This is a genomic window from uncultured Phascolarctobacterium sp. (assembly GCF_905212365.1).
Classification (GTDB): domain Bacteria; phylum Bacillota; class Negativicutes; order Acidaminococcales; family Acidaminococcaceae; genus Phascolarctobacterium_A.
Genome location: NZ_CAJMEH010000082.1, coordinates 1 through 7,346 on the forward strand (window position 1 = coordinate 1; position 7,346 = coordinate 7,346).

The window sequence follows — 7,346 nt, forward strand, 5'->3', positions numbered from 1 at the left end:
GACCCGGCTGCGGCGGAGCGCATTCATCCTAATAATGTGCGCCGCGTAGTGCGCGCTTTGGAGGCAGCTATGGGCGGCGACGGCGTCAGCGCCAGCGGCGCGGCAGAAATGCCCTACGACGCAGTGGTTATCGGCCTGGATATGGAGCGCGGCGCTTTATACGAGCGCATAAATAAGCGGGTGGACGCTATGCTGGCGGCGGGGCTGGAGCAGGAGGTACGCGGCTTGCTGGCGCGGGGCGTGAGCCCTGACTGCCAAAGTATGCAGAGCATCGGCTACCGGCAGATGGTATGGTATCTTAACGGCAGCATGAGCTATGAGGAGGCCGTGGATAAATTAAAGCAGGCTACTCGCAATTTTGCCAAACGGCAGATTACCTGGTATAAAAAAATGCCTTACATCCACTGGCTGCATTTGGACGCACAGCCGGATTACGGCCAGGTTGTGGGGAGAATTTGTGAAATACTTGTGGAAAAGAAATTTTCGTTGTACAATGATAGTATATAGAGATATGAATGGAGGGGTTATATATGATTAACTCTGCAAAACCGGCAATGAATTTGCAGGACAGCTTTTTGAATCATGTGCGCAAGGAAAATCTGGGCGTAATTATTTATCTGATGAACGGTTTTCAGATTCGCGGCTTAGTGCGCGGCTTTGATAATTTTACGGTAATTATTGAAAACGAAGGGAAACAGCAGCTGGTCTATAAGCATGCTATTTCCACCATTGCGCCGGCTACCAATATCACTATTATGCAGCCGGAAAAAAGAGATTGACAGCTATAAGGCGCCAGCAGCATTTGCCTATCTGGCGCCTTATTAAACATTACGAGGATAAAAAGCAAAGACGGCGCTGCGGCGTTGTTTTTCTTTTTGGAGAATGAAGCATGTTTGATTATCTGGCTCTTTTTGAAGAATATTTAGTAGTGGAGCTGGGCTTGTCGGCCAATACCCGCGCTGCTTACCTGCGCGACCTGCGGCTGCTGCAAAAGGCGCTGGGATTGCAGGAGGCGGAGGCGCTGCTGAAGGTCAGCCGCCGCCAGCTTTTAGCCTATATGGTGCAGCTGAAGCAGGCGGGGCGCAGCGCTTCCACCATCGCCCGCAAGCTGGCGTCGATTAAAGCTTTTTACCGCTTTTTAACGGCAGAACGCTATATCCGCCGGGACCCGGCTGCCGTGCTGGAGGCTGCCAAAAAAGGCTTGCAGCTGCCCAAGGTGCTCAGCGTGGACGAGGTGGACAGGCTGTTGGACCAGCCTAATTTAGGAACGCTGGACGGCTACCGCGACAAAACCATGCTGGAGCTGCTGTACGCCACGGGCATGCGCGTTTCCGAGCTTATCAGCGTGCCGGTGAAAAACGTGGATTTGAAAATGCAGTATTTAATCGTTATGGGCAAAGGCAGCAAGGAGCGGATGCTGCCCCTGGGCCGCACGGCGCTGCATTATCTGGAGCGGTATTTGAAAGTAGTGCGGCCGCAGCTGCTGCACGGCAAGCCGGACGCGGCGGCAGAGCTTTTCGTTACCGGCTGGGGCGGCGGCATGACCCGCCAGCGGGTGAACGAAATTATCGAGGCGTACGGAGCCAGCGCGGGCATCAGCAAAAAAATAACGCCCCATATGCTGCGTCATTCCTTCGCTACCCATTTGCTGAATAATGGCACGGATTTGCGCGTGGTGCAGGAGCTTTTGGGGCACGCGGATATTTCTACGACACAGATTTACACTCACCTGGACGTAGCGCGGCTGCGGGAGGTGTACGATAAAACTCATCCGCGGGCTTGAAGCCCGCAAAAGGAGCGGAATAATGGCAACAAGAAGAAAGAAAAAATCATCGAACGGCATATATATAATTTTGGCGCTCATAGCGGTAATCGCGTTACTGGCCGTGGCCTGCGGCTTCTTTTACGCCAACGACCGCAGCAAGAAGGACGTTGGCGACAGCAAAACCGGCGGCGCACCCAAAGAGGTAAGCCTGCTGGACGAATCCATCGAGGCCCAGCGGCTGCTGGATAATATTTTGCTGCAAAAGGATAACTGGCAGCTCATCGAAAACGACCACGGCAAGAAAAACGTAACGGTGGAAGAATCGGGCGCGAAGGTGCAGATTAACCAGCGCAATCTGGCGGTGGGGATTCCCAGCAGCACCAGCCTGACGGGCGCGGGTGAATGGCTACAGGAAAAAGTTGAGCAGGCCGGTCTCGTCTACATATCCGGCGAGATGAGCAAGTATAAAAAATGGGACGCCTTTAAGGCGGAGGTCGGCATTAAGGTGAAAGCGGGCGACGGCAGCAAAAGCTTTACGACCGACACCATCGTCTTTTTCCATAATCTGAATTTAACTAAGGAAGATAAGGATGTTAAAAAATTGCCGGAGGAACCGGCGCAGGAAGCCGTTAAGGAAACTGCCAGGCGCTACCGGGGCAAATTAGCCATCGTGGTGGACGATTGCGGCGCGGATATGACCACTGTGCGCAATTTGCTGAATCTCGGCCTGCCCTTTAGCTACGCTATTTTGCCGGACAAGGCCTACAGCAGCGACGTGCTGGAAATGGTTAAGAGCAAGGGCCGCGTGCCCATGCTGCATCTGCCCATGGAGCCGCTGAACCGCAGCGCTATGTCCGAAGGCAGCAGAACGGTTTTGGTCGACCAAAGCGCGTCGCAGAAGCAGGCGCAGGTGAAAAAAGCTTTGAGCGCCCTGAGCGGCGTAGTCGGCGTCAATAACCATCAGGGGTCGCGGGCTACCAGCGACAAGGCGACCATGAAAACAGTGCTGCAGGTTTTGCAGAAGCAAAATCTTTTCTTCCTAGACAGCAGAACTACCTCCGCGTCCGTAGCGCGGGACATGGCGCAGAGCATGGGCGTGCCTACGGCGCGCAACGATATCTTTTTGGATAACAGCACCAATGTGGAGGAAATCCGTAAGCAGGTGTACAAGGCGATGGCTATCGCTGAGAAAAACGGCAGCGCTATCGCAATTTGCCACGCCCGCCCCAATACGGTAAAATGCTGGCAGCAGTACGCCGACGAATTTAAAAAAACGGGTATTACCTTCGTTTCGGTAACGGAGCTGCTGTACTAAAGCGGCGCAGGCAAATAGAATTTCGGTTTGAAAAAATAAAAGAGGTAAGCAGTATGTATGTAGAAGAAACGATTGCCAAATATGAAAAGTATATCAACCCGGCGCAAGCAAAATTATTTCGCTTTATGGGTTTGAACAGCGTGGAGGGCAGCGCCGAAGGCTGGACGATTACCGACAGCGAGGGCAAGCAGTTTATCGATTGCCTGGGCGGCTACGGTATGTTCGCCCTGGGACATCGCCATCCTAAGGTGGTGGAGGCGGTGGAGCGCGAGCTTCACGCCATGCCCATGTGCGGCAAGGTGCTGTTCAACCGTCCTATGGCCGACCTGGCCGAAGCTTTGGCGGAAATTACGCCAGGAGCTTTGCAGTACAGCTTTTTTGTCAACAGCGGCACGGAAGCCGTTGAGGGCTGCTTAAAAATAGCGCGTCTGGCTACCAAGCGCACCAAATTTGTCGCAGCTAAAAACGCTTTTCACGGCAAAACCTTCGGCAGTTTGACGGCTACAGGCCGCGACTTGTACCGCGACCCCTTTAAGCCGCTGCTGAACGGCTTTACCCATGTGGATTACGGCGACGCGGCAGCCTTGGAGGCTGCGGTGGACGAAGAAACGGCGGCCGTAATTTTAGAGCCCGTTCAGGGCGAGGGCGGCATCATCGTGCCACCGGAAGGCTATCTGCGGCAGGCCAAGGCCATCTGCGAGGCGAAGGGAGCCTTGCTCATCGCCGACGAGGTGCAGACCGGCATCGGCCGTACCGGCGCTTGGTTCGGTGTGGAGCATGAGGGCGTGGAGCCCGATTTGATGGCCTGCGCCAAAGCTTTGGGCGGCGGCGTGATGCCCATCGGCGCTATGGTCGGCACCCCCCGCGCCTGGCAGGGACTTATCGAAGCGCCGTTCCTGCACACCTCTACCTTCGGTGGCAACCAGCTGGCCTGCGCTGCCGGCGTAGCCGCAATTAAGGCTATTAAAGAGGAGGATTTGCTGCGCCGCGGCCGCGAGGCCGGCGCTTATTTAAAAGCAGGGCTGGAAAAAATCGCCGCGGAATTTCCTTCCGTGGTGGCCGAAGTACGCGGACGCGGCATGATGCTGGGCGTCGAGTTGACGAAGGAGGGCGCCGGCGGTATGCTTATGAGCCTGATGATTGATAAAAAAATCATCGTCGCTTATACGCTGAACAACCCCAAGGTTATCCGCATGGAGCCGCCCTTGATTATGCCGTTGGAGGTCATCGACCATGTGCTGGAGGAGTTCCGGGACGCGGTAAGGCAAACGGCGGACGTTATCGAGGATTTGTAAAAATAATAGAGAAAAATTTTTGCGGGGGGTGAAGAAGTGTCGCTATTAAAAAATATCAATGACAATTTCTTTAACCCCTTTTGTTGTAAAAATAAAGAAGTATATTGGGAATGCATCAAGCTGCTCATAGAAGCGTCGAAAACCGTAGCCGTTTTATACGAGCAGGACGCGAAGGATAGAATCTCCCTGTATTTGGAAAACTGCCAATACGTTTTGGAAACGGAAAACATCGGCGAAGAAATCAGCGGGCAATACTCGGCGCAGGATAACGCCAGCTCTATCATCCGTTATTTCCGGAGCTGCGGTTGGCTGTCCGAAAGGGAAATAGGACGCAGCGGCGACAATATAGCCGCCGTCAATATTTATTGCCGCCAGTTAGTCGGCGCGATTGAAAAAATTTTCCAGCGCGACGCTAACGGCGCCATTACTAACCGCATTTTTTCTATTTATGAAGTGCTGCGTTCGGCGTTGGAAAAAGACAGTGTGCGCGCCGTTCGTCCCTACACCAATGTGTTGGAGCCGCTTTCAGAATACGCCGCCGATTTGAAAAACGAATTGCTGGTGCTCAAGGACAGCATTCGCACGATTATGCGCCTTGTGATGAAATTGAGCGACGCGAACAGCTTCGGGCAATTCTTGCTGAAGGACGAGCTATTAAAACGCTTTTTTAACGATTACTTTTTTATTAAGCGCAGCGGGTCGATTCCCGTTTATTTGCAGAATATCAACAGGTTGTTAAACAAATTGCGGCGTTCCGCGCTGGTGGCTAAAATGGAAACGGAATATATAAATTTGTATAACGTCGACGCCGCCGTTGCCAGGGAGCATATTAACGGTATGTTCGAACAGCTCGACGTGTTCCTGAATCTGGAATACGAAGACGAGATGAGCTATATTGATAAGAAAATCAATACGTACTACAATCTTTATTCCGTGCGCATGATGATGGTTTTGGGCAACAGCAATAATTGGGAGCAGCAGCTCAACCGTTTGCTGTTGGCGCTGAAAGATATGCCGCCGGAGGAGCGCGCGGAAGTTTTGCAAAAGCTGGCCGCCAGCAGCCGTTTATTGAGTTACGGTTTTGTCGGCAGAAAGTCCATCGACAGGCGCAAGCGCGTCAAGCCTAATACCAAAACTGTGGGCTTGGAAACGGCAACGCTCAGCGAAGAGGAAAAACAGCGCCTGACGGACGAACTATTGAAAGAATATCCCGACAGATACAGTTTGCAGAACGCCGCCGCGTATTTGGAAAATTTATTGGGGGATAAAGACAGCATGGCGGTGGAAGACTGCCCCGCCGATACGCGCGACGAGGTGATGATGCTGGCCGCGGCGATTATTTATTCCGGTGCGCGCACCTTTCCTTTCCGGGTAAAATTCAGGGATGGGACGCTGCAAACGAAAATTGCGGCGATAAATAAATTTGATATTCAAAGGGTCGACAGATGAACGAAATAAATTTGCAATTAACGATTAAAGAAGAATACGCGCTGTTTTTTAAACGCTGCGTGCGTAAATTATTGGAAGGGACGTTTTTGTTACGCGATAAGGACGCGCGTTTGTATGCGTTCGCCTCGAGGGAAGCTAACCGGCAGGATTTGTCGGTTTATTTGCGCGCCATGGGTTTCGATATTCATGTCGACGATAAAATCGGCCTGGCTATGCTGATTGCGAATGAAGAAGACGAAAAAGAAGTCGGGCTCAAGCAGGCTAACGTAGTGCGCTTTTCTACTTTGCAATATCATTTGCTGTTGGTGCTGTGGAAAATTTATTTGGAAAACGTGGGCTACAGCGAAAGAATTACGGCCGCCAAGGGCGATATTATCGATAAAATAAAATTCTTCGGCGTGCCGGTGATTAGCACGGAACTGCGCGCAGCCTTTAAATTATTTAAAAAGTATAATCTTATTGATTACGACGAAAACGACGATAGCGAAGAACAGGAAATAACCTTGTATCCGTCCTTGCAATTCAGCTGGGATCTGGCGCAATTTAAAACGGCGGCGCAAGAGTATATGAAGGAACCTGTCGGCGCGGAGGCTGCGGAAGAGGAGGAGCGCGCATGATACTGCTAAAGAAAGTGCGGTTGATAAATTGGTACGGCTTTACGAACATCACCGCTCCCATAGGATTTTTTACGCTCATCGCAGGCAAGAACGGCAACGGTAAGTCCGTGCTGTTGGACGCTATTAAATACGCCGCTTATGGCGATACGGTCTTTAATAAATCTTCCGATATTAAAGGCGAGCGCAGCCGCACGATTTCTTCTTATACGCGCGGTTTGCTGGACGCTACCAACACTACTTATATGCGCCCGGCGGATAAAGCGCCCAATGTTTATACGCATATCGCGCTGGAATATTACGACGAGGCGGCGAAGAAAAATTTTATTTTGGGCACGATTATCGAAACGCCGCCCAGCAATAACTGTCAGGTTTTCAGATACGCGCTGGACAACGCGGTTTTAGATAAGGTGGAGCATACTTATACGCAGGACGGCGCGCTGCTGCCGTACAGCGCGGCTCAATTCCGCCAGCGGTATAAAGTTGAGCTGCTGAACAGGGAGCAGGGCTTGCAAAAATTTTTGCGTATGACGGGGCTGAAGCTGGACCTGCATAATTTGCAGATTTATTTGCGCAAATTGCGCGGGCTGATGACTTATAAACCGGAAGCGAAAATCGACGAATTTATCCGCAGCAGCGTTCTGGCGGAGCGCAGCGTGGATTTTGCCAAGCTTATCGAAGCTAAAGAAAATATTGAAAAATTGCAAAGCAGTTTCGCCGTTATCAGCCAGGAGATAAACGATTTGCAAGCTATTTTGCAGGCGTTCGACACGCTGGATAACGAAGAAAAGCTCTTGAAGCGCGACGATATTAAAAACGTTTATAAAAAGCTGAAGGATTGGGAAAGCGCTATCGCGCAGCGGCGGCAGGAAGTGGAGCTGACGCGGCAGGAGGCCGCGGTCGCAGGG

General features: G+C 51.9%; 8 protein-coding genes. All 8 read left to right on the top strand.

The window, feature by feature from the left end:
- A partial coding sequence (locus QZ105_RS09855; protein WP_293729749.1) for a tRNA (adenosine(37)-N6)-dimethylallyltransferase MiaA occupies nucleotides 1-507 on the top strand: 507 nt, incomplete at its 5' end.
- 23 nt (nucleotides 508-530) lie between these two features.
- On the top strand, nucleotides 531-779 hold the full coding sequence (gene hfq, locus QZ105_RS09860; RefSeq protein WP_293729750.1) for an RNA chaperone Hfq: 249 nt from the start codon (nucleotides 531-533) through the stop codon (nucleotides 777-779).
- A 110-nt stretch (nucleotides 780-889) separates the two neighbouring features.
- The gene (gene xerD / locus QZ105_RS09865) at nucleotides 890-1,783 is read left to right on the top strand and encodes a site-specific tyrosine recombinase XerD (RefSeq protein WP_293729751.1); all 894 of its coding nucleotides are present in this window, start codon (nucleotides 890-892) and stop codon (nucleotides 1,781-1,783) included.
- A gap of 22 nt (nucleotides 1,784-1,805) precedes the next feature.
- A complete protein-coding gene (locus QZ105_RS09870) occupies nucleotides 1,806-3,080 on the top strand; it encodes a divergent polysaccharide deacetylase family protein (RefSeq protein ID WP_293729752.1) in 1,275 nt (424 codons plus the stop codon).
- A 53-nt stretch (nucleotides 3,081-3,133) separates the two neighbouring features.
- A complete protein-coding gene (locus QZ105_RS09875) occupies nucleotides 3,134-4,375 on the top strand; it encodes an aminotransferase class III-fold pyridoxal phosphate-dependent enzyme (RefSeq protein ID WP_293729753.1) in 1,242 nt (413 codons plus the stop codon).
- A 36-nt stretch (nucleotides 4,376-4,411) separates the two neighbouring features.
- Nucleotides 4,412-5,824, top strand: a complete 1,413-nt coding sequence (locus tag QZ105_RS09880) for a Wadjet anti-phage system protein JetA family protein (RefSeq protein WP_293729754.1) — start codon at nucleotides 4,412-4,414, stop codon at nucleotides 5,822-5,824.
- Complete coding sequence (locus QZ105_RS09885) at nucleotides 5,821-6,441, top strand: DUF4194 domain-containing protein (protein WP_293729755.1); 621 nt, start codon at nucleotides 5,821-5,823, stop codon at nucleotides 6,439-6,441. Before QZ105_RS09880 ends, QZ105_RS09885 begins: the two co-directional genes overlap by 4 nt.
- Nucleotides 6,438-7,346: AAA family ATPase (locus QZ105_RS09890; protein WP_293729756.1), on the top strand; the 909-nt coding region annotated here is incomplete at its 3' end. The genes QZ105_RS09885 and QZ105_RS09890, both read left to right, overlap by 4 nt.

Bases quoted from the DNA above. Each gene is read 5' to 3' on its own strand.
- hfq (WP_293729750.1), top strand. From the start codon at position 531: ATGATTAACTCTGCAAAACCGGCAATGAATTTGCAGGACAGCTTTTTG.
- xerD (WP_293729751.1), top strand. From the start codon at position 890: ATGTTTGATTATCTGGCTCTTTTTGAAGAATATTTAGTAGTGGAGCTG.
- QZ105_RS09870 (WP_293729752.1), top strand. From the start codon at position 1,806: ATGGCAACAAGAAGAAAGAAAAAATCATCGAACGGCATATATATAATT.
- QZ105_RS09875 (WP_293729753.1), top strand. From the start codon at position 3,134: ATGTATGTAGAAGAAACGATTGCCAAATATGAAAAGTATATCAACCCG.
- QZ105_RS09885 (WP_293729755.1), top strand. From the start codon at position 5,821: ATGAACGAAATAAATTTGCAATTAACGATTAAAGAAGAATACGCGCTG.